Annotated in this window: 15 protein-coding genes; 9 read left to right on the top strand and 6 right to left on the bottom strand. The window is 44.2% G+C overall.

Translation table 11 applies throughout. The annotated features are described in order from the left end of the window. The first annotated feature begins 2 nt into the window (after positions 1-2). From BLR84_RS09510 to BLR84_RS09485, 5 genes are all read left to right on the top strand, one after another. Positions 3-3,623 (top strand): VCBS repeat-containing protein, encoded by a 3,621-nt coding sequence (locus BLR84_RS09510; RefSeq protein WP_090467209.1) that lies wholly within the window; start codon positions 3-5, stop codon positions 3,621-3,623. Between the two features lie 7 nt (positions 3,624-3,630). Continuing rightward, on the top strand, positions 3,631-4,950 hold the full coding sequence (locus tag BLR84_RS09505) for a vanadium-dependent haloperoxidase (RefSeq protein ID WP_090467208.1): 1,320 nt from the start codon (positions 3,631-3,633) through the stop codon (positions 4,948-4,950). Positions 4,951-4,964: 14 nt separating this feature from the next. Next, entirely contained in the window at positions 4,965-6,518 is a 1,554-nt protein-coding gene (locus tag BLR84_RS09500) for an FG-GAP repeat domain-containing protein (RefSeq protein WP_090467206.1), read from the top strand. Between the two features lie 48 nt (positions 6,519-6,566). Further along, a complete protein-coding gene (locus tag BLR84_RS09495; protein ID WP_218128269.1) occupies positions 6,567-8,141 on the top strand; it encodes an FG-GAP repeat domain-containing protein in 1,575 nt (524 codons plus the stop codon). Positions 8,142-8,505: 364 nt separating this feature from the next. Then, a complete protein-coding gene (locus tag BLR84_RS09485) occupies positions 8,506-9,819 on the top strand; it encodes a flavin monoamine oxidase family protein (protein WP_090467191.1) in 1,314 nt (437 codons plus the stop codon). Between the two features lie 203 nt (positions 9,820-10,022). Here BLR84_RS09485 and BLR84_RS09480 read toward each other — a convergent pair whose 3' ends face one another. Next, a complete protein-coding gene (locus BLR84_RS09480) occupies positions 10,023-10,904 on the bottom strand; it encodes an ankyrin repeat domain-containing protein (RefSeq protein WP_090467189.1) in 882 nt (293 codons plus the stop codon). A gap of 451 nt (positions 10,905-11,355) precedes the next feature. Between BLR84_RS09480 and BLR84_RS29990 the strand changes: the two genes are divergently transcribed. Then, positions 11,356-11,520, top strand: coding sequence for a hypothetical protein (locus BLR84_RS29990; RefSeq protein WP_176852013.1), 165 nt, complete (start codon positions 11,356-11,358; stop codon positions 11,518-11,520). A gap of 11 nt (positions 11,521-11,531) precedes the next feature. On the opposite strand, the gene BLR84_RS09475 is transcribed toward BLR84_RS29990, so the two are convergent. From BLR84_RS09475 to BLR84_RS09455, 5 genes are all read right to left on the bottom strand, one after another. Continuing rightward, the gene (locus BLR84_RS09475) at positions 11,532-11,975 is read right to left on the bottom strand and encodes a DUF1569 domain-containing protein (protein WP_090467187.1); all 444 of its coding nucleotides are present in this window, start codon (positions 11,973-11,975) and stop codon (positions 11,532-11,534) included. Positions 11,976-11,978: 3 nt separating this feature from the next. Next, entirely contained in the window at positions 11,979-12,392 is a 414-nt protein-coding gene (locus BLR84_RS09470; protein WP_090467185.1) for a VOC family protein, read from the bottom strand. Positions 12,393-12,459: 67 nt separating this feature from the next. Further along, positions 12,460-12,882, bottom strand: a complete 423-nt coding sequence (locus BLR84_RS09465; RefSeq protein ID WP_090467183.1) for a helix-turn-helix transcriptional regulator — start codon at positions 12,880-12,882, stop codon at positions 12,460-12,462. Between the two features lie 554 nt (positions 12,883-13,436). Next, positions 13,437-14,819, bottom strand: coding sequence for a glycosyl hydrolase family 8 (locus tag BLR84_RS09460; protein WP_176852012.1), 1,383 nt, complete (start codon positions 14,817-14,819; stop codon positions 13,437-13,439). Beyond that, a complete protein-coding gene (locus BLR84_RS09455; protein WP_090467180.1) occupies positions 14,755-15,699 on the bottom strand; it encodes a LysR family transcriptional regulator in 945 nt (314 codons plus the stop codon). The genes BLR84_RS09460 and BLR84_RS09455 overlap by 65 nt, the downstream gene beginning before the upstream one ends. Before the next feature lie 89 nt (positions 15,700-15,788). On the opposite strand from BLR84_RS09455, the gene BLR84_RS09450 reads away from it, so the two are divergent. Genes BLR84_RS09450 through BLR84_RS09440 form a run of 3 tightly spaced genes read left to right on the top strand, consistent with a single transcriptional unit; the run spans position 15,789 to position 21,570 of the window. After that, positions 15,789-17,189 carry a TolC family protein gene (locus tag BLR84_RS09450; RefSeq protein WP_090467178.1) on the top strand — a complete coding sequence of 467 codons (1,401 nt, stop codon included), beginning with the start codon at positions 15,789-15,791 and terminating at the stop codon, positions 17,187-17,189. Positions 17,190-17,210: 21 nt separating this feature from the next. Further along, entirely contained in the window at positions 17,211-20,462 is a 3,252-nt protein-coding gene (locus tag BLR84_RS09445; protein ID WP_090467176.1) for an efflux RND transporter permease subunit, read from the top strand. After that, entirely contained in the window at positions 20,449-21,570 is a 1,122-nt protein-coding gene (locus tag BLR84_RS09440) for an efflux RND transporter periplasmic adaptor subunit (RefSeq protein WP_255366900.1), read from the top strand. The genes BLR84_RS09445 and BLR84_RS09440 overlap by 14 nt, the downstream gene beginning before the upstream one ends. The last annotated feature ends 117 nt before the right edge of the window (positions 21,571-21,687 follow it).

The following is a 21,687-nucleotide window of genomic DNA, read 5'->3' as shown; positions in this document are numbered from 1 at the left end:
TCATGAAGCGTATTATCCCCTTTTTATGCATGTTCCTGTGTTCATTAATGGCCTGCAAAAAGTCAACGCTTTTTGAAAGAATACCTTCATCATATTCCGGCATCACCTTTAGCAATACTGTAGTTGAAAACGAAAAAATAAATCCCCTCACCATGCTTAATATTTACAATGGCGGCGGCGTAGGTATTGGCGATTTTAACAACGATGGCCTTCAGGATATTTATTTTATTGGTAATGCTGTGCCCAACCGTTTATACCTGAATAAGGGTAATATGAAGTTTGAAGACGTAACAACTAAAGCAGGAGTAGGCGGTAAAGGCGGTTGGGGGCGTGGTGTTGCTGTTGTTGACATAAATAATGATGGTTTGCCGGATATTTATGTATGCAATACTTTATTAGATGATTCTGTTAAAAGAACCAACCTTTTATATGTAAACCAGGGGATAGGTACTGATGGTGTACCCAAGTTTAAAGAGATGGCCAAAGAATATGGGCTGGGTATCAATGTCCACTCCACCATGGCGTCATTTTTTGATTATGATAATGATGGCGACCTGGATATGTACCTTACCGTTAATGAGGCGGTAGCAAGTGATAATCAAAGCACATTTAGGCCAATTATAACAGATGGTAGCCACCGCAGTACAGGCAGACTTTATCGTAACGACTGGAATCCAGCGCTAAAACATGGTGTATTCACCAATGTATCCAAACAGGCCGGTATCACTATTGAGGGATATGGTCACGCGGCAAGCATAGTTGATATTAATAACGATGGTTGGAAAGACATTTATGTTACTAATGATTTTTTACCCAGTAACATACTATACATTAATAACCACGACGGCACATTTACAGACAAAGCACAAGAGTATTTTAAACATACATCCTACAGCGCAATGGGGCAAGATGTTCAAGATGTAAATAATGATGGATTGCCGGATGTGTTTGAGGTTGACATGAATCCTGAAGATAATTATCGTAAAAAAATGTTCATGCCACCAAACAACTACCAGATATTTCAAAACTTTGACCGGTATAAATACCAGTATCAATATACACGCAATACATTACAAATTAACCAGGGCCCGCGGTTAGGACAAAATGACTCTATTGGCGATCCGATTTTTAGTGAAACAGCCTTTTTTAGTGGTGTAGCGCAAACAGACTGGAGCTGGGGACCCATGCTTACAGATTTTGATAATGACGGCTACCGCGATCTGGTAATAACAAACGGTTATCCGCGCGATGTAACCGATCATGATTTTATTGTGTTCAGGCAGCAAGCATATTCGGTAGCATCAACTAAACAGGTGCTTGATCAAATACCTATTGTTAAAATACCCAATTACGCCTTCAAAAATACAAACGGGCTACAGTTTGAAGATGTAACCAAAAGTTGGGGATTGGATATCCCGTCATTTTCAAACGGAGCGGCCTATGCCGACCTGAACAATGACGGCACCATGGATATGATCATCAATAATATCGATGACGAAGCATTCATCTATAAAAATACCACCCGGGAAAAAGATAAAAATAACCACCACTATTTACATATACAGTTTCATGGCGGTAGTCAAAATCTAAATGGCATAGGTGCCAAGGCCAATATTTATTATGATCATGGCAAACAGCAGGTGTATGAAAACATGCCTTACCGGGGGTATCTGTCAACCATACAAAATATTGCTCATTTTGGTTTGGGTAAGATAGACCGGCTCGATTCTGTGGTGATCAGATGGGATAATGGCAAAAAGCAGTCATTAAAAAATGTAAAAGCCGATCAAACACTTAAGGTAAACATTGCCGATGCTAAAGAAAATTATAATTATAACCATCCGTCTATCAATAAATCATCCTTATTTAAAGAGATAACCACATCCGCAGGTATCACCTACAAGCATCAGGATAAGGATTATGTTGATTTTAACGTCCAAAAGCTGATACCACATAAGTTATCAGAATATACACCTGCCGTTGCCGTTGGCGATGTAGATGGTAATGGTTTTGACGATATGGTAGTTGGAGGCACAACCCAATACCCGGCCCAGGTATTATTGCAGCAAGCCGATGGTAAATTTATACAGCGCGATCTGTTACCCCGGACAAAGGACGTGCCCTTAGCAGTTAGCTCGCTTTCTGTACATAACGACTTTTTAGCGCAAAAAGTTAGGGTTAAAGATGAAGGAATCCTGCTTTTTGATGCCGATGGCGATGGCCACCCCGACTTGTATATAGCCAGCGGAGGGTTCGAAAGTGAATCCGGATCAACAAACTATCAGGACAGGATTTATCTGAACGACGGAAAAGGAGACTTTAAATTGCAACCAGATGCCCTGCCTAAAAACTTCACCAGCAAATTGTGTGTTAAAGCTGCCGATTTTAACAGGGATGGTAAGCTTGATCTTTTTGTATCCGGTCGCGTGGATCCCTGGAATTATCCTAAGCCTGTTTCGAGCTTTGTTTTACGCAACGATAGTAAAAAGGGCCTTATTAAATTTACCGATGTATCCGCAACAGCTGCAAAAGCATTAAAAGATGTAGGTTTGGTATGTGATGCCACCTTTACCGACTTTAATAATGATGGCTGGCCCGATTTGATACTTACAGGAGAATGGATGCCTATTACCTTCCTGCAGAATGATCATGGCACTTTTAAAAATATAACCAATAATACCGGGGTCGAAAATAAGCTGGGCTGGTGGAACACCATTGCCGCCGGCGATTTTGATCATGATGGCGATATTGATTATATAGTGGGTAACACCGGCTTAAATACTTTTTATAAGGCTACAGATCAATATCCCATATTTATTACCGCAAAGGATTTTGATAATAATGGTAGTTACGATGCTTTTCCATCTGTTTTTCTAAAAGATCAGCAGGGAGAAATGAAAGAATTTCCGGTTAACGGGCGCGATGATATCGTAAAGCAAATGATCAGCATGCGCATTCGGTATCAGAATTATAAATCTTTGGCTGTAGCTACTATGGATTCGGTGATAACACCGGAAATGCGTAAAGGTGCCATACGGTTAAAAGCAAATTATCTGCAGTCATGCTATTTGCGAAATGATGGTAATGGCAAGTTTACTGTTATACCATTGCCGCCGGAAGCTCAAATGTCTGAATTGTGTGGCATTACAGTTGATGATTTTGATGGCGACGGCAATCTGGATGTAGCCATCAACGGTAATGATTTTGGCACCGAAGTTACAACGGGCCGGTACGATGCCTTTAACGGTCTTATACTTAAAGGTGATGGTAAAGGTGGTTTTAAACCGCTTACATTGCTGCAAGGTGGTCTTTTTATTCCGGGTAATGGTAAGGCATTGGTTAAGTTAAAAGGTGCTAAAGGAAACTACTTATTGGCCGCTACGCAAAACCGCGGCGTTATGAAACTATTTGAATTAAAAAGAGCGGTTAAAACAATTAACCTGCAGCCTTTGGATATGTACGCTATTATTAAATATAAAAATGGCAAGATGAGCAGGGAAGAGTTTTACAACGGTAGCTCTTTCTTGTCGCAGTCTGGCAGATTTTTTAATATTGAGAACAATATGGCATCAGTGACTATAACTGATAGCAATGGCCACCAAAGAAACTTACAGCTTAATTAATTGATACATGAAGTGCTTTAAAATAATTATAGCCGTTACCGGTATTTGTTTACTTTTTAGTTGTGGTGATAAAAAGAAAGCCGCGTTAATGAAAGATACGGATGTACTGCATCAAAATGTTGACCAGCTAACGCAGGTGATTATATATGATGTATTTACCCCACCGGTTGCCAGTCGTATTTATGGTTATACCACGCTTGCAGCTTATGAAGCCGTACGGTATGCAAACCCCGATTACAATTCAATTACCGCACAGCTCCGAGGCTTTGGTGAACCGCCTAAGCCGCAAAAAAATAAAAACTACAATTTTACTTTGGCGGCTACCAAGGCGTTTTTTACTGTAGCTCATAAGGTTACCTTTTCTGTTGATACCCTGAAAAAGTATGAAAGCAAGGTGTTTGCCAGTTACAAAGATAATCTGGACGACTCTACCTACGCGCGTTCGATGGCATTTGGTGAGCAAATTGGTAAATACATACTAAAACGGGCCTCTGTTGATAATTATCCTCAAACACGTGGCAAACCCCGGTTTTTAGGTAACGATAATCCCGGTCAATGGCACCCAACGCCGCCCGATTACCTGGATGGTGTGGAATTTTGCTGGGGCACCATGCACACCTTTGCGGTAGATACTTCAACCAATTTCCCCTTGCCACTCCCACCGCCTTTTAGTGAGGATAAAAACAGCGCCTATTTTAAGCAGAATGTAGAGGTGTATCAGCAAAGTAAAAATCTGACCAAAGAACAGATCGATATCGCTAAATTTTGGGATGATAACCCTTTTGTAATTCAGCATAGCGGGCACGTGATGTTTGCTAATAAAAAAATCACACCCGGGGGGCACTGGATAGGTATCACCGCTATTGCCTGTAAACAAACACATGCCGATGTGGTGAAAACGGCACAAGCCTATGCTTTAACATCTATAGCGCTTTTTGACGCGTTTATCTGTGGCTGGCAGGTAAAATATGATCTTAACTATATCAGGCCGGTAACGGTTATTAATGATAAAATTGATCCTAACTGGTTACCCATGTTGCAAACTCCTCCGTTCCCGGAATTCCCGAGCGGACATAGTGATATCAGCGGTGCATCGGCAGTGATATTAACCCACATTTTTGGCGATAACTTCGCTTACCAGGATACCAGCGACCTGCGTTACATTGGTATGCAGCGCCATTTTGATTCCTTTTTAAAAGCTTCCGACGAAACCTCGATCAGTCGTTTTTATGGAGGTATACACTATCGTAACAGCGTTGATCAGGGTGCGGTACAAGGCAGGCAGGTTGGCGAATACATCTGGAAAAAACTAAAACTTAAAAAATAGCTGAAGATAATTCTATGAGAAGAAGCTATTATGTAACATTTTATATCGTGTTGTTTATTGCGGTGTTGTCTGGCATAACACTCCTGAACAGTTGCAAAAATAAAACTAAACGGCCTTATCAATTAACGGGTAATGTACTGGTCGATGGGCAAAACCTGGCCCAGTTAAAATGTACAAGCTGTCATGCGCTTGTACCCGCCAATGCTTTGAGTAAAGATGTTTGGGAAAAGCATGTATTACCTTATATGGCAAGTTTTATGCATATCTCCATTTATGGGTCAACCTACTATAAACGTGATATAGCCGATACTGCGGGCGCATCTTTACAGGAATGGCTCGCATTGGTGGCCTATTATAAAAAAGCTGCGCCGGATACAGTTGTTTCCGCGCCAAAGCCTACTCCGTTGATCAATGACTGGGCTGGTTTTACACTAAAAAAGCCAGAGCCCGTAAACTATAGCAGTTTTACTACAATGGTAGCGGTAAATCCGTACACGCATAAATTGTACAGCGCCGATTTTACCAATAGTAAACTACTTGGCTGGGACAATAACTTGAAACCAGATTCGCTGGGTACATTACCCTCACCTGCGGTAAATGTGCATTTTACAAAAGATACAGCGGGTAACAATGCCGGTTATTTTACTTGTGTTGGTCGATTGGAGCCTGCCGATTTTCCCAACGGTAAAATTGTAAAAGTAAACCTGGATGCTAAGGAACTAAACAACGATCAAACCTTTGTAGCCTCAGATCTGCCCCGGCCCCAGCAAACCGTGTATGCCGATTTTAATAAGGATGGCCTTACCGATATGATAGTTTGTGGTGCGGGCAAACTTAAAGGCGGTGTTTTCCTCTTAAAACAGAATGCAGACCACACTTATAGCCAGGAAACAATTTATAATAAACCAGGGGCTGTTCAGGCTATCACCGGTGATTTTAATAAAGACGGCTGGCCTGATGTAATGATACTGATCGGTAGTGGCGACGAAGGCCTTTGGCAGTTTTTAAACGATCATAAAGGCGGTTTTACTAAAAGAAACCTGCTGCGTTTTCCACCTGTATACGGCTCATCGAGTTTTCAGCTGGCTGATATGGATCATGATGGCAATCCCGACCTGATCTATACCTGTGGTTATAATTATCGCGATTCGCGCAGGATAAAACCCTTTCATGGCCTGTATATTTATACCAATACCGGCGACTGGAATTTTAAACAGCGCTGGTTTTATCCCATCAACGGTTGTACCAAAGCCATCGCGGCAGATTTTGATGGCGATGGCGACCTGGACATAGCCACCATAGCCTTCTTTGCCGATATGAAGAATACCCCCGCCGAGGAATTTATCTACTTTGAGCAGGTTAAACCTTTTGATTTTAAACCACATGCTATCCCGGTAAGCCAGTACGGACACTGGATGTGCATGGAAGTAGCCGATCAGAATAATGATGGAAAACCAGATATTATATTGGGCAATTATTCGAGCGGGTTTTTATTTATACCCGGGTTTAAACCCACATGGGATAAAAAGTTACCTTTGATAGTGCTCGAAAATCACATCAAAAAATAAGTATAAAAGCTGCACCCTGCTTGTGTTTGCCAAAATTGAAATGTGTACATGACTAAAAACTACAGGATGCCGGTAAACAGCTTGTGTTTACTAAAAGCTATGGTGTTAAGTGGAGCAATGCTGATCACCAGCTGTTCAAACAACAACAATACTACCCAAATTAATAACGAATACTTAGCCGAAGGCAAAAAGCTGGCAGCGATCCATTGTTCAAGCTGCCACCAGCTTCCTGATCCTTCGCTATTGGACAGCGCTATCTGGGAAACTGGTATTATGCCCGCGATGGCTGCCAAATTTGGGTTAAAAAATTTTATGGGCAACTACCTCGTATCGGCAAATACCAGCATATCCAAGGAAGACTGGTACAAGATACTGGCGTATTATAAAAATACATCACCCAAAAAATTGGTTATCCCCAAGCCTACTGCGGTAAAAGACTGGGCCATATTTAGCCTCAGGAGGCCCCCAAACGTAGATCGCAAAGGATTGCAGGCGATGACAACCATGGTAGCTTACAATCCGAATGATGATTTCATTTATACCGGTAATGCAGGCAATAACCTGTACAAATGGAACAGCGATCTGCAACCTATCCTGGTCAAAAAGTTTCAATCACCGGTTACGGATATCAATTTTTTTAAATCAAAGAACGAACCCAACGGGGCTGTCATTACTTGTATAGGTATACTGCCTCCAAATGATGAGCTGAAAGGAAAGCTGATCAATATTAACCTCGACAAGTCTGCCAAAGACGATTCGACCTTAATTACCGATAGCTTGCCTCGGCCCGTTAAAAGTGCCTATGCCGATTTTAATCAAGACGGGCTCACAGATTATGTATCCTGCGGTTTTGGGCGCGATCGTGGCGGTTTGTATATGACGCAACAACAGGCTGGAGGCAAGTTCAGCAAAAAAATATTGCGGGCATTACCTGGCGCTACACAGGTTTTTACCGGTGATTTTAACCACGATGGCTGGCCAGATATCGCCTGCCTGTTTGCCCAGGCCGATGAAGGCATCTGGATATTCCTGAATGATAAAAAGGGTGGCTTTACCAGTCAGAATTTATTGCGCTTTCCTTCGGTGTATGGATCCAGTAGCTTTCAGCTGATTGATTTTAACCATGATGGCCTGCTGGATATTGTATATACCTGCGGCGATAACAATGATTTTTCGCCGGTATTTAAACCCTACCACGGCGTGTATGTTTTTACCAACCAGGGCAACTGGAAATTTAAGCAAACCTATTTTTACCATATCAATGGCTGCTCAAAAGCCATCGCTGCTGATTTTGACCACGATGGCGACCTGGACATCGCGGTGATCGCTTTCTTCCCCGATTTTAAATACCACCCCGAAGAAGGTTTTACCTACCATGAGCAAATCGCTCCCGGCAAGTTTAAGGTACATGCTTTACCCATTAACCAATACGGCCGCTGGATAGCCATGGATGTAAACGATATCGACCATGATGGTTACCCGGATATCATCCTGGGAAATTTTTCATTTGGGGCAAAAGGGCTGATGATCCAAAAAGGAGTGGAACCCAATTGGGACCTTTACCAGCCTTTCATCGTGCTGCATAATAATGCCAAAAGTGTTGGTGCATCAAAAGGCAGATAAAAACTTTTTAAACCTTAAATTTTAACACTTTTCTGCCCAAAAATGGGCTAAAAACGTCGCAAAATTGATTCAAAACCATCGATTTTAACACTTTTTAACAAATTTTAACACGGTTTTGAGTGGTTTTTAAAACTTTAAAAAGTATTAAGTTATTGATTGTCAAAGAATTGATTATAAAGCAGTAGGTTTTTGACCTTGTTTTGGGCTTAACTAAACGGCCCGGATCTCTCTTTTTACAAGAAAACCGGGCCGTTGTATTGATATAAAAGTACGAAAATTTATGGTCAAAAGCAAATGGAAGAGTACTGAAACTAATGGTTGCCATCATCAATACAAAATATAACTTTGCCTGTAAAATACATTGATGAACACTGCTGATATACTGATCATAGGCGCCGGAGCCGCAGGACTAATGGCTGCCCGCGAACTGGCCAATGCCGGTAAAAAAGTAATAATACTGGAAGCTGATAACCGTATTGGCGGCCGGATCCATACACAACAGGATGCCATTACCGGGAAATATGTGGAGCTGGGGGCCGAGTTTGTGCACGGCGATCTGCCAGTTACCTTCAGCGTGCTAAACGGGGCGGGTATTAAATACCGTCCCGCTTCGGGAGCTATGGTACAGTATGATCAAGGCGCTTTTGTAGAAAATGAATCATTTATTGAGCATTGGGATTTGCTTATCGATAAATTGAACAACCTGCAGCAGGATATCAGTATCGAGGAATTTATGTCGAAGGAATTTCCAGGGGATCAATACGACCGGATGAGGACCTCGGTACGGCAATTTGTATCGGGTTATGATACCGGTGATCCGCAGAAAGCCAGTTGCTTTGCCTTGCGAAAGGAGTGGCAAAGTGAGGATGATAGCGCACAGCATCGTGTGGAAGGTGGTTATGTGAGCCTGATGAATTATCTGTCCGGCGAATGTAAAGCAAATGGCAGTGAAATATTGCTGAATGCCATCGCAAAAGACATTTATTGGGAACCCGGGAAGGTGAGCGCCATCGCTGCTGATGGAACGGCCTATCACGCCCAGCAACTGATACTGGCCATTCCGCTTGGTGTTTTGAAAGCAAGCGAAGAGCAAACCGGCGCGATAACTTTTCATCCACCGCTTAAAGCGCATAGGGAGGCCATTCAAGAGATGGGTTTTGGCTCGGTGATCAAAATATTATTGGAGTTTGACGAGGCTTTCTGGTACACCAAAGAAACCGAAGCCCGTATTGGCCGGAGTCTTGATAATATAGGCTATCTGCTGTCGCAGGAAGAAATACCTACCTGGTGGACGCAGTTTCCGGAGCGCTCCAGCGTATTTACCGGCTGGATAGGCGGGCCCGATGCCAAAGCCAAAAAAGAGATGACTGATGAGGATATATTGATGGAGGGACTGCAGTCGGTGGCCAATATTTTCCGGTTGGGGGTGGATGAACTAAAGCAAAGACTTAAAACCTGGCGGGTGATGAACTGGACAGCCAAACCATTTACGCGGGGCTCGTACGCCTATGATACCGTTAATGCCTCTGCCTGTCGTAACATCCTGAATACCCCGGTTGATGATACCCTGTTCTTTACCGGCGAATATCTTTACGAAGGCACAGTCATGGGCACTGTTGAGGCGGCCTTAACCAGTGGAAAGAGTGTGGCGGGGATGATCATATCAGAGGTGCATTGATGGTTACTATTAAGGCAGGCGACTACTATAGAAATTCTTCTCTCCACGCGTTATTGCGAGGTACGAAGCAATCCCTAACTATACAGAGCCGATCTACAAATCGGGGATTGCTTCGTACCTCGCAATGACGTTGTTTGTTTAGTTGTAAAATATCCTCTCCCTCGGGAGGGGTGGGTTTGGATTGTGCGATAGCAGGGAGGGGTTTATACGCCCGGCAAAAGTTTTTGCACCTCTTTTAAATAAGCCGCTATACCAGCGTAAGCTGCTTTTTCTGTTTCGTTATTGGTTTCGGTTTGCATATGTATGGCCCAGTCAAGCGGTGTACCTTCGTATATGGTATCGGGTATGTCGAGCCGGGCGCCTGCATCAACCAGTAGTTTCACCACATCCAGTGAGGCAGCGGATACAGCCTGATGCAGGGGCGTTGCATGCGAATGAAAACCAGTACCCTGTTCCGGGTAACCATTCGGGTCGGTTCCCTTATCCAACAGGTATTTCACCAGATCGGCCTTGCCGTAAAATGCCGCCGCGGTTAAAGCTGTCAGTTTTTCCGCATAGGTGGCGGGACCAATTAAACGATCTGTATCTGTCTTCCGGTCTAATAGCAAGGCAGATGCCAGCGAAATTTCGCCGCCGCGATTAATTAAATGTTGAGCAGCTTCGATATTCCCATGCGCGATAGCGCCCATGCCGCTACCGGGTGTGGCCCCTGCATCGATTAGCAGATCCATCATTGCTATCTGCACACCACATTCACGCGGGATCCGTCCGGTAGCTACTAATCCAAGGGTATAATCTACCTGTTGCTGATACGTATCCGGCGCTTCGCGTTTCACCGCGTCAATCAAAAAACGGGTGGTCTCTACAATATTAGGTGGAAGTTTTGGATTGCGGATAGGGTTATCGGCCACAAACCAGATGAGATACGGATCTTTAAAATAACCTTCCTCATTGGGCGTAATCAGGCGGTCACGCAACAGGGTTTTGTGTTGATTTACCAGCTCCTGCAATTCATCCAGTCTGCCTGCATCCAAAGCATTTACAGCTTGTAAAAATATAGGGTTGCTGATGTCGGCGGTTTCCATCGTATGGTTGGTTTAAAACAAATTTCCTGAAATTGTTTCGGATAAGCAATACGGCTTTTGTGGGTTGATCGCTTGGTTAAACATCATTGTACAGAAACCCCGTCCTCCCCTTCCCGAGGGAAGGAATCGCACGTGGCCTGGCTTTAAAATTTGGTTCAGGATCTGTTAAATTTCAATTCCCTCCCCACGGGAGGGTGCGGTTGGATTGTGTAATGGCAGGGAGGGGTTTATACGCCTGGTGTAGAAATTGGCTTGCTGTAAAAACTCTCTGCAGTTGCTCGGCTCCAGCCGAGTAACCTATATTACCCGGCCTCCGGCCGCTGCCGGAAACTCGCAGGCCAGAGGCCTGAAAATAATCGTCACTCGGCTGGAGCCCACAAGTGTTGGGAAGATTAGTTTTAGGCTAAAGCCAGGAAATTCAGCTATTACCCGTCCCATTTATGGGACGGCAATGAATAAAAAAACAGCTGCTTTATCTTTCATTGCCGTTGGTTTTAACCAACGGGCTACAAAACAAAAGTTATTGGCTTTAGCCAAACTCCGTTTTGGGTCTTTGTTTTTTGTCTTCCCAACACCTGCGGGCTGGAGCCGAGCGACTGCATCAAGCATCGATTAACATACATGTACTCACGCCCCAAACTGCCGTAAATGATGGTCGGTATGTTTATAAGCCATATACCCGATTTGCTCCTCGGTCATGCTGCCGAAAAAGGGATGTATAAAACCTGGATTGGAAAAATGAGCGTAATCCTGGATCTTGGAGATCCATTCTGTTCTCTCCGGAAACATATCGCCATTGCCCGAAATCCGAAGTTCGGGAAGAGTGGGGGTGTTTCTTGCCAGGGGCGATTCATCTTTCATTACCTTGCGTAAAGCCATTTTGCCAAACAGGCGACCGATAAATGCTTGCTTGTACTTTTGCTTACCCTGCATCATGTCTTCCCAAAGGCTGCAATGTTTTACCATTTGGTATACATTCATTTTGCCCCACTGCGCATGGTTATCAGCATTTAATGAATTCACCCTGCCGATGAGTTCATCTCTTGTTTGTTGATCAAAGATCGATTTCATAGGTTAGGATTCAATTTGTGCTAATGAAAACCAATTGCCTGAATCATCTGTAAACAAGGCTTCATAGCCATAGAACTCTTTTGTTGGCGCCTTTTTGAATACCACACCTTTTGCCGATAATTCTTCGTAAGTAGCCAGCAGGTCGTGGCAGGTGAATACGGCTGCCCCGAATGTTCCTTTTTTGATCAGGTGGGTCATGGTACCTACTGTTTCTTTGTCGAACATACCACCCTCTGCAACAAGGAATAGCGTTATTTCTAATTCGGGTTGTTCGGGTGGGGTTACGGTTAGCCATCGGGCGCCTTCGCCCATGGGGGCATCTGTGTGTACTTTGAAACCCAGTTTGTTTACATAAAAATCATATGCACTGGTCTGATCCAGGACATAAATGCACATGTGCGTTACTTTGGTGATCATTTTTTGTAGGTGTTGGTTAGCAATACAAACATGGGTAATCAATTACATTATTACCTCTTGAAAATTGCTATTTTTTGATGTAGCCATGAGATTCTGCAAAGCAATTGGGAACGACGGATAGCGGGTTGACGCGGATGGCCTGTTGCTTTGTTTTTTGATCATTTTGAAATGCCGATGGCGTTTTGCCCACTATTTTTTTGAATACCGCCGTGAATGATGTTGGACTGTCGAAACCTATCTGTAAACAAACATCAATAATGGGCTTACCCTCTGCTAATAATAGTTGGGCGTTGTCTATCCGAACCTTTGTGAGATAATGGTGGGGAGTTTTGCCGTAGATGGATTTAAAAAGCCTGATGAAATGGTATTTTGAAAAGCATGCTTCATCGGCTATGTTAGAAACGTCAATATTTTCAGAGAAATGGCTGTCGATGAATAGTTTTGCCTGTACTATCCGTTTGTACAAATACATTTTCTGGTATTGTTCCATTGGAGGTTTAAATTCTAAACACTAAGTTCGAAATTCTAAAGCTTAAAACCGAATATTGGGATTGAAGTAGCGTGCGGTACGGTGATAACAATTTTTAGCGCAAGTCTTGAGCGGGTGTTTATGGGGTAGATGACTTGTGCTTGTTCGGTCACAAGTCAGCCATTGCCCTCAACCCCTAAACACAAGACTTGCGCCAAGAAGGAGGCTTTTTGCGATGACTGTTTAGGAAATATAAGAATTAAATCCTAAACCTTAAATCATGACTCAACTCTGTGGTCTGTTTTATCACCGCACTTGTTGGAAAGAATAAAAAAGCCTGATTTTGGCTAAAGCCCATAGCTGTTTACTTGTAATCCGTTGGTTAAAACCAACGGCAATGAAGGAATAAATCAATTGACATTTTATTCATTGCCGTCTCATTTATGGGACGGATAGCGGAAGCATTTACAGGCTTTAGCCAAAATCTATTCTTCGGAACACCGACTACGAGCTGAAATCCGAAATCGAACATCCAAAACGGCAAAATCCTCAACAAAGTTAATCCGAAATCAAAACTATGGTTTCCAGTAGTTGCCGGATACGATGATCATGTCCAGCATTTTAATGCTGTTATCGTAATAATCGTAATCTTTGAGTTTAAAGTCTACCAGGTAATCCCACAGTTTATTGAGCCATTGCTGGTTAGTTTGATCAACCGTGGCTGATACGGTAAAGGGGGCTATAAAACTTAAGGCCTCAAAATACCGTCCTTTGATATCATTGCCCGCCAGGGTATAGCCTGCCGAAATATTATCGGGATTGCCGCTGGTGGTTTCCCGGATCCAATGGTTTATTTTATCGGCGAAAGCTTTTGCTCTGTGATCGCCATATAACAAATAGTCGCTGGCTATGCGCCAGGGTACGCGGCAGGCATTATAATTATAAGAGCCATCGTATGGCGACTCGAGGTAATTGCGCTGTGCCGGGCGAGGGTTTTTATGAACACTGCGGATAAAGTCGGGCACCAGGCCGGCCTCGGGGCTGTATTGGGCCTGCATAGCCGCAAAGAGGCGATAAGTATTGTCGGTTACTGATTTCCATTTGCCGTTATGTAAAGTGGCTTCAAAGGCTTTAAAATGGCTCGGCATAAAATCGGATGAGCGGGTGTCGAAGTAGTCGGCACTATCATACTCAATGGCATCGCTTAGCAAAATGGAATAAGTTTTCTGGTTGATCTCATGCTGCATGATGGCCGCTATGATGCCCAGGGCCTCGTGCAGGTAGTTGATGCTCCCGGTATTGCCCCATTGTTTGGCGGCCAGCAGCAGGGAATAGGCAATGTCCATATCGCCATCAGTAGCGGTGCTGCGGTCCAGATCTTTACAGCCTTTTACCTGCGCCCAGGCCATGAGGTAGGGAGATGTTTTGGCCGGATGGGCCTTGTAATATTGGTAAAGACCGTTGAATGTATTTTGAGCGGTTTTATCGTACCCGGCCATCAGTACCGTGATGATCATACCATAGCCTTGACCTTCGGATACACATTCCTTGCCCTTTCTTTCAAACCAGATGTAGGATTGACCGGGGGTACAGCCGGGTTTTACATAGCGTTTTTTCCACTGGTCGTAAAATACCTCCACTTGCTTATCCAGTTGCTGCTGGGATAAATGCCTGGGTTTGATGGTACCTTTGGTGTAGGAGTAATGCTGGGGGAAGGGTTTGGCGGCCACCTCTCCTAAATCCTCTCCAAAGGAGAGTACTTTACTTGGCAACCTTTTTTTAGCTCCCTCTCCTTTGGAGAGGGTTGGGGTGAGGTCAAGCGTAGTGGGCGCGAGCGTTTTACTTGCTGTTCCTGTGCTTATCCCAATACTTATACCAAGTACAAGGATACAATTAAACCACTTGTTCCAGTAATTCTTCAAAATGTTCTTCTTCCATGCACATTTGGTTCTGGGCAAAATACACTTTCAGGCAGGCCAGGAAATTCTGTATCACCGGGTTATCCTTGCAGGTAGCGGCGTACCAGGTTCTTTTGGCCACACTATGGTGCAGGGGTTTGGCTACCACATTTCTGTTGGCCAGGTAAGGTTTCACTATCCAGTCGGCCATTACGCTGATACCCAGGCCCGCGTTTACCATTTCGATGGTGGCATCGGTGTAGTGTATACGGTTGAGTGTTTTGGGCTTTACATGCTGCTCCTGGATCAGGGTTTCAATCAATGGGGTGTCCTGGTAGCTGGGGTCGTAAAGAGCCAGTATCAGGTCCTGATCCTGAAAATCGCAGATATTGATCACGTCCTTTTTGGCCAATGGATGGTCGGCCGGTAAAATGGCATTCAGGCGATCCTCGAAAATAGGTTCGTAGGTTATCTTGGTGTTCACCATTTGGGTGCGCACAATACCCAGGTCCAGGTCACCGCGCATCAAATATTCCAGCGGACGGCGGGTAGCGTCTGATACGATGTTGATATGGATATCGGGCCATTGGCTCTTAAAATCTTTTATCACACCTGGCAGCCAGTGGTAAGCGGTGTAGCACTGCATGCTGATATTCAGTTTGCCGGTTTTGCCGTTCTTGTAATTGCGGATATCCTCTTCCATCGAGCGTATTTCGGCGATGATCTTTTCAGAACTGCGCAAAAAGCGGTAGCCAATCTCAGACAAATGTAATTTTTTGCCTTCACGGTGAAAAACTTCGATATCCAGCTCTTTTTCCAGTTCCTTTAACTGGTGGCTCAGGGCCGATTGGGTGAGGTGCAATGTTTCGGCTGCTTTAGTTAAAGTACCCTCTTTTGATATGGTATCAACTAAGCGAAAGTGGTGGAGTGCTATATTCATTATGAATTTTACTAATGATTATGACAAAATTAATTCATTTTTTTCATACATCCTATAGGCCTACCTTTGCCGTGTATAAAATACACAATATGTATAATCTACCTTCAAAACAACTACTTCTGTTTTTAGGTGTTTTATTTGTCTTCCAGGCTCAGGCTCAGCAAAAAGTTTTAAACATCAAAGATGCTGAACAAATGGCACTCGCTAATTACGGTACCATCAAATCCAAGGCTAATCAGTTAAACGCTGCTAAGGCATTTCTAAAAGAAACACGCACAGAATATTTACCAGATGTAAGCATCTCGGCACAACAAGACTACGGAACGGCCAACGGTCAAAACGGACCTTTGTATGGTTACCGTGGTTTATCCGTAGCATCGTCAGGCCCGGCTCAGGCCAAGCAAAACTGGAACGCGGCATTCGGCTCCCTGTATTTAAGCAATGTAAGCTGGGATTTTTTCAGCTTCGGCAAATCGCATGAGCGCATCAAAGTGCAAAAGAACATCGTGAACCGTGAAGAGACCGACCTGGCTCAAGAGCAATTTCAGCACGAAGTTCGTGTAGCCAGCACCTATTTAAATTTACTGGCAGCCCAGCAATTGGCAAAAGCCCAGCAGGATAACCTGAACCGGGCCATGGATCTGCAAAAGGTTGTGGTTGCCCGTGTAAAGAATGGTCTGAATCCGGGTGTCGACTCGGCTTTGGCTAACGCGGAAGTATCCAATGCGAAGATCTCGCTGACCAATACGCAGCAAACTGTTCAGGATCAGAGTAACCAGCTTTCGGTGTACCTGGGTATCCCGGCGCAGGATTTTTTATTGGATAGCGCTTTTGTTACCAAGCTGCCCACCACACTGGATGCTTTAAGTGCGGTGCAACTGGCAGATCACCCGCAATTACGTTATTTGCAAAACCGCATTGGCGTAAGTGATGAGCAAGCCAAGTATTTAAAAACATTCAGTTACCCTACATTTACCTTGTTTGGTGTATACCAGGGCAGGGGCTCTGGTTTTAATTATGATTATACTACCAAGCCCAACAGCGTTAACAGCAGTTACGGAGCAGGCGCCAACCCAACCCGGTACAACTATCTGTTTGGTGTGGCTATGGTTTGGAATATTACCAGCCCTTTCCGGGTGCATTACCAGGTGCAATCGCAAAAATATACTTCGGAGCAATTTAAAAATGATTACGACCTGGTGGAGCAGCAACTGACAGCACAGCTGGCACTGGCACAAACCCGCATCGGCAACTCATTAAAAAATTATCGCGAGGTACCGGTTGAAGTTTCGGCTGCGAGCGATGCTTATAAGCAGAAATATACCTTATATAAAAACGGACTGGCCAACATTGTTGATTTTACCCAGGCCCTTTATACCCTGAACCGTGCCGAGGTTGACCGCTACATTGCCTTAAACAATGTATGGCAGGCCCTGCTGTTTAAATCGGCAGCTACAGGCGATTTCGGCATATTCATTAATAATTTTTAATAACAGTAATACACATTTATAATGGGAATGATCAAAGGGGCGCTACAAAAACCAATTACCATATTGGTTATAGTTGCCGGACTGTTTTTTTTCGGGATCAATGCGGTACGTACTATCAAGATAGATATCTTTCCTGATCTTAACCTGCCGGTTATCTATATATCCCACCCTTACGGAGGTTTTACCCCCGACCAAATGGAGGCTTATTTTGGTAAGCAGTATGTGAACCTGCTGCTTTTTGTTTCGGGCGTTAAAACTATCGAAACCAAAAACGTACAAGGTTTAACACTTATAAAAGTTACTTTTTACGAAGGTACTAATATGGCACAGGCCGCGGCGGAGGTCACGGCGTTCACCAACAGGGCCCAGTCGGCATTCCCGCAGGGCTCGCAGCCTCCGTTTATTTTGAGGTTTGATGCCTCCACGTTACCGGTTGGTCAGTTGGTACTGAGTAGCCCCACAAGATCCAACAATGAGTTACTTGATTTCGCCCTGGTTTACATCAGGTCGGCATTTACATCGGTTCCCGGTCTGGTAGCACCGGCTCCTTTTGGCGGTAATCAGCGTACCGTAGTAATTAAGGTTGATCCGGGATTGTTACGTTCGCATAACTTAACACCCGACCAGATCGTGGCTGCTTTGCGCGAAAACAATCAGAACACCCCGGCAGGTAACGTACGTATAGGCGATTATAACTACCTGGCTCCGGCAAATACCACCATCAAAAAGATTCCTGATTTTGGTAATATCCCATTATACAAAAATGGTGTACAAACAGTTTTTTTACATGATGTGGCTACTGTTGAAGACGGCGCGGATATCACCAACGGTTACGCGCTGATCAACGGAAAACGCTCTGTTTATCTGCCTATCACCAAATCGGCTACAGCCTCAACCTGGGATGTGGTTCAGAACTTGAAAAAGGCATTGCCACGTTTCCAGGCTTTGGTGCCTGACGACGTGAAGTTGTCCTTCGTGTTTGACCAGTCGGTTTATGTAATTAACGCGGTGAAGAGTTTGGCCGAAGAAGGAGCCATAGGCGCAGTACTAACCGGTTTAATGGTATTGCTGTTCCTGGGTGATAAACGTGGTGCACTCATTGTAATATTAACTATTCCAACCTGTATTATATCGGCTATATTTTTCCTTTCACTTTTTGGACAAACGATCAATATCATGACGCTGAGCGGTTTGTCGCTGGCTATTGGTATCCTGGTGGATGAGTCGACGGTGACGATCGAGAACATACACCAGCACTTTGATATGGGTAAACCAAAAGCCCTGGCTATATGGGATGCCTGTAAGGAGATCGCTTTCCCTAAATTGCTGATCCTGTTTTGTATCCTGGCAGTGTTTGCACCGGCCTTTACCATGAAAGGTATCCCGGGAGCCTTGTTCCTGCCGCTGGCATTGGCCATTGGTTTCTCCATGATAGTTTCTTACTTCCTGGCGCAAACCTTTGTACCTATCATGGCCAACTGGATCATGGTAAACAAACACGAAGACCACAGCCATCCAGATGGTTTTGCTTTGGAAGATGAGGGTGAACCTTGGGAGCAAAAAGAAAAAGCCATGAAAAGGGCGCTTGAGCATACCGGTAAAGAAGTAACCCGCTTTGATAAGTTCAGGGATAGCTTTATGCGCCTGATGGACAGAATGCTCCCTAATAGGAAGATCCTGGTATCGGTTTATGTAATTGTTGCTTGTGGTTTAGCCTTCCTGCTCTTTAATATTATTGGTCGCGATGTATTGCCTAAAGTAAACTCGGGAACTTTCCAGGTTCGTTTACGTGCACCTGATGGTACCCGTTTGGAGCGTACCGAGATAGAGGTGGTGAAAGCACAGCATATATTAGGTAACATAGTTGGTAAAAACCACATTGCTATTACCTCTACCATGGTAGGTACACACCCCTCATCGTTCTCCACCAATCCGATATATATGTTCATGGCTGGTCCTCAGGAAGCAGTTATGCAGGTGAGCTTAACCGAAGATTATAAAGTGAACCTCGATGATCTGAAAGAAAAATTCAGGGATTCCATAGCGCAAAGAATGCCCGGTATCAAGATCTCGTTTGAGCCGATAGAACTGACCGACAAGATCCTGAGCCAGGGATCGCCTACACCGATTGAGGTAACCCTGGCAGGTAAAAACAAAAAACAGAACCAGGAATATGCTTTCAAGGTGCTGGATAAATTAAAACAGATCAAATATCTGCGCGATGCGCAGATAGGCCAGTCGTTCAATTATCCGTCCTTAGATATTACTATCGACAGGCAAAGGGCGGCTCAACTGGGTGTGGGTTTAAATGATATTTCCCGCTCGCTGATCGCTTCTACCTCATCATCAAGGTTTACCGAAAAAAACAACTGGATTGATGAACGTGCAGGTTTGAGCTACCTGGTACAGGTACAGATACCTGAGTATCAAATGGCAAGTCTGAATGATGTAAAGGAAATCCCTGTACTGGCCAATCAGTCAAGACCAACATTAGGCGATGTTGCCGATGTGAAAACCGGTGTAACCAATGGCGAGAATGATAACATCGGCGCTATACCAACCATGTCTGTTACTGCCAATATCAACAAAAAAGATTTGGGCACGGCCACACATGATGTACAGGAAGCTATTAAATCAATTGGTAAATTACCACACGGATTAACGATTGACATGCGCGGCCTGAGCCAAACGCTAACCGACACATTGGATAGTTTACAATCAGGTTTATTGGTAGCCATTGCCGTAATATTCCTGATGCTGGCAGCCAACTTCCAGTCGTTCAAAATGTCGTTAGTTGTTTTGTCAACGGTGCCGGCTGTATTGTTCGGATCATTATTCCTGGTTAAATTAACCGGGGCGACACTTAACCTGCAATCGTACATGGGTATGATCATGTCGGTAGGTGTATCCATATCCAACGCGGTGTTATTGATAACCAATGCCGAAGAGTTACGTAAACATAACGGCGACGCCTTGAAAGCCGCCCGCGAAGCTGTAGCTTTGCGCTTGCGTCCTATATTAATGACCAGTTTGGCGATGGTTGTAGGTATGATCCCGATGGCATCCGGCCTGGGCGAAGGTGGCGACCAGACATCACCACTTGGCCGTGCGGTTATTGGCGGGCTTATTGCTTCAACATTTGCAGCCCTGTTAATATTACCATTGGTTTTTGCCTGGGTACAAGGTAATGCCAGCACACAATCAGTATCATTAGACCCAGAAGATAAAGAAAGTAAATTTTATGTCCCTTTGCATCATCATGAAAAAGCTTAAAAATAGATCTACCATTATGCTTGCCGTATTAGCGGTAGCTATAAGTTTCCTGAGTGCTTGCCACTCCGAGGAAAAAGAAAAAGAAAGCGCAGAAGAGCAACAGCAGGAAGCGGTGGAAACTCCATCGGTTGAGCTGGTTGCGGTTAAAAAAGGAAAGCTGAGCGGCTCGGTTACTATTCCCGGCGAACTGATCCCTTACCAACAGGTAGACCTGTATGCTAAGGTGAACAGTTATGTGAAAAAACTGCTGGTTGATATCGGTTCTGAAGTTCACCAGGGACAATTACTGGGTGTTTTAGAAGCACCTGAGATCAACTCGCAGTTAGCAGGCGCGCAATCCCGAATAAAACAACAGGAAGCTATTTACTATGCCAGCAAAGCTACTTATGACCGGTTGGTAAGCACCAGCAAAACTCCCGGTACCGTATCGCAAAATGACCTGGAGCAGGCAGAAGCCAAGAAAAACTCTGATCTGGCCAATGTAGAAGCTGCAAAATCGGCCTATAAAGAAGTTGCCGCTAACCTGGCTTACCTGGAAATACGCGCTCCTTTTGATGGGGTGATCAGCAGTCGTAATGTAAACCTGGGTGCCTATGTAGGTCCGGGTGGCAAAAGCACGGATCCTTTGTTTACACTTCAGGATCAGAAAAGGCTGCGTTTGGTAGTATCTATACCAGAAAGTTCTACCGGTTCATTGAGCAATAAAAGCGAAGTGGATTTTACCGTGAAAGCATTACCCAACCAAAAATTTACCGCCCAGGTGAAACGTCTGGCTGGTGCTTTGGATGAAAAATTAAGGGCTGAGCGTTTGGAAATGGACGTATACAATAAAGATAAAAAGCTTTTGCCTCACATGTTTGCCGAAGTGAGCGTACCATTGCCTGGTGGTGATAGCGCTTATGTAGTGCCTAAAACCGCTGTTTATACTTCAACCGAAAAGGTGTTTGTAATTAAAGTGGTAAATCATAAAGCCATATGGGTCGACGCTAAAAAAGGCTTAACATCGGGCGACATGATGGAAGTTTATGGTGACATTAAACCAGATGATAAACTGGTGAAAGTAGCCTCAGACGAGATCAGGAACGGATCAACAGTAAAAGATAAATAATTAGTTGATAGGATAAGGATTGAGTTAATTCAGTTGACTGATTACTTTTGTTTGCATCCCGCTTTGCTTTAGGCAAGGTGGGATGTTTTTTGTATACATAGAGGCTAAATTTCACTG

This window comes from Mucilaginibacter sp. OK268 (assembly GCF_900103125.1).
GTDB lineage: Bacteria > Bacteroidota > Bacteroidia > Sphingobacteriales > Sphingobacteriaceae > Mucilaginibacter.
The sequence above is the reverse complement of the archived record's forward strand: the minus strand, read 5'-3'. Positions and strand labels throughout refer to the sequence as shown.

What these genes read in the sequence shown, in the direction of transcription:
- BLR84_RS09510 (WP_090467209.1), top strand. Translation starts at nt 3, where the DNA reads ATGAAGCGTATTATCCCCTTTTTATGCATGTTCCTGTGTTCATTAATG.
- BLR84_RS09505 (WP_090467208.1), top strand. Translation starts at nt 3,631, where the DNA reads ATGAAGTGCTTTAAAATAATTATAGCCGTTACCGGTATTTGTTTACTT.
- BLR84_RS09500 (WP_090467206.1), top strand. Translation starts at nt 4,965, where the DNA reads ATGAGAAGAAGCTATTATGTAACATTTTATATCGTGTTGTTTATTGCG.
- BLR84_RS09495 (WP_218128269.1), top strand. Translation starts at nt 6,567, where the DNA reads ATGACTAAAAACTACAGGATGCCGGTAAACAGCTTGTGTTTACTAAAA.
- BLR84_RS09485 (WP_090467191.1), top strand. Translation starts at nt 8,506, where the DNA reads ATGAACACTGCTGATATACTGATCATAGGCGCCGGAGCCGCAGGACTA.
- BLR84_RS09480 (WP_090467189.1), bottom strand. Translation starts at nt 10,904, where the DNA reads ATGGAAACCGCCGACATCAGCAACCCTATATTTTTACAAGCTGTAAAT.
- BLR84_RS29990 (WP_176852013.1), top strand. Translation starts at nt 11,356, where the DNA reads ATGAATAAAAAAACAGCTGCTTTATCTTTCATTGCCGTTGGTTTTAAC.
- BLR84_RS09475 (WP_090467187.1), bottom strand. Translation starts at nt 11,975, where the DNA reads ATGAAATCGATCTTTGATCAACAAACAAGAGATGAACTCATCGGCAGG.
- BLR84_RS09470 (WP_090467185.1), bottom strand. Translation starts at nt 12,392, where the DNA reads ATGATCACCAAAGTAACGCACATGTGCATTTATGTCCTGGATCAGACC.
- BLR84_RS09465 (WP_090467183.1), bottom strand. Translation starts at nt 12,882, where the DNA reads ATGGAACAATACCAGAAAATGTATTTGTACAAACGGATAGTACAGGCA.
- BLR84_RS09455 (WP_090467180.1), bottom strand. Translation starts at nt 15,699, where the DNA reads ATGAATATAGCACTCCACCACTTTCGCTTAGTTGATACCATATCAAAA.
- BLR84_RS09450 (WP_090467178.1), top strand. Translation starts at nt 15,789, where the DNA reads ATGTATAATCTACCTTCAAAACAACTACTTCTGTTTTTAGGTGTTTTA.
- BLR84_RS09445 (WP_090467176.1), top strand. Translation starts at nt 17,211, where the DNA reads ATGGGAATGATCAAAGGGGCGCTACAAAAACCAATTACCATATTGGTT.
- BLR84_RS09440 (WP_255366900.1), top strand. Translation starts at nt 20,449, where the DNA reads ATGAAAAAGCTTAAAAATAGATCTACCATTATGCTTGCCGTATTAGCG.